Raw genomic sequence first — 978 nt, 5'->3', positions numbered from 1 at the left:
CGGTTGCACCGCGGCGAGCAGGCGTGCCAGTGCGTCGTCGAGCGACAGCAGCGCTGCCTTGGCGCGATCAGGGGATGGCGGGGAACTGGTAGTCATAGCGCGAAGCATCGGCGAGCAGGAACGCGGCTGCTGCGGCAGGGTCATTCAGGTCGAGCACCGGGCGCGAGGTCGGCTCGGGCAGGCGGTCGGCGCTGTCGGTCGCGATCGCGACGATGAACGGATCGGTCGGGTAGTTGGCCTGCTTGCCGGTGGCGGCGCGCCAGACCTCGATCTTCGGCAGGTCGGCATGCTTGAAGCCCTCGACCAGCACCCAGTCGCACTCGACCAACTCGGCGATCAGCTGGTGCACCGTCGGCTCGGCCAGCTGCTCGTACTCGCGGATCTTGGCGAGGCGCCGGTCGGAGGCGATCACGATCTCGAACGCGCCGGCCTGGCGGTGGCGGTATGAATCCTTGCCCGGCTGGTCGATGTCGAAATCGTGGTGCGCATGCTTGACCACCGACACGCGCTGGCCCGCCGCGCGCAGCAGCGGGATCAGCTGCTCGACCAGCGTGGTCTTGCCGGAGCCCGAGTAGCCGCTGAAGCCGATGACTTTCATGGCGCGCTCAGACGTGGGCCGTGACGCGTTGGGCAATGTAGCGCTTGACCGCCTCGGCATCGACCGGCATCACCTCGAAGCGCTTCGGCAGGTCCTCGATGCCGTTCAGCTGGTGCGGCCGGGCCGGCTGGCGGTTCAGCGCCTCGATGATGGTGTCGGCAAACTTGGCCGGCAGCGCGGTCTCGAGCACGATCATCGGCACCGCCGGGTCGAGGTGCTCCAGCGCGACCTTCAATCCGTCGGCCGTGTGCGTGTCGATCATCGTGCCGAAGCGTTCGTACGCGAGGCGGATCGTCGCGAGCCGATCGGCATGCGTGCTGTGGCCCGAGACGAAGCCGTCGGCGGCGATGCGCGCGAACTCGTCCGGCGTGATCGAGAAG

General features: G+C 68.3%; 1 protein-coding gene and 1 pseudogene. Both read right to left on the bottom strand.

Annotated elements, in window-relative coordinates; translation table 11 throughout:
- Positions 1–67: 67 nt before the first annotated feature.
- On the bottom strand, positions 68–598 hold the full coding sequence (gene mobB, locus AC1D15_RS34380; RefSeq protein WP_047511998.1) for a molybdopterin-guanine dinucleotide biosynthesis protein B: 531 nt from the start codon (positions 596–598) through the stop codon (positions 68–70).
- 7 nt (positions 599–605) lie between these two features.
- Positions 606–978 (bottom strand): annotated as a pseudogene (locus tag AC1D15_RS34375) (threonine synthase); the annotation flags it as partial.

It is taken from the genome of Rhizobacter sp. P2_H2 (assembly GCF_056403375.1).
This window is presented reverse-complemented; position numbering and strand designations above follow the sequence as displayed.

Excerpts from the sequence above, each read along its gene's own strand:
- mobB (WP_047511998.1), bottom strand. The coding sequence starts at position 598 with ATGAAAGTCATCGGCTTCAGCGGCTACTCGGGCTCCGGCAAGACCACG.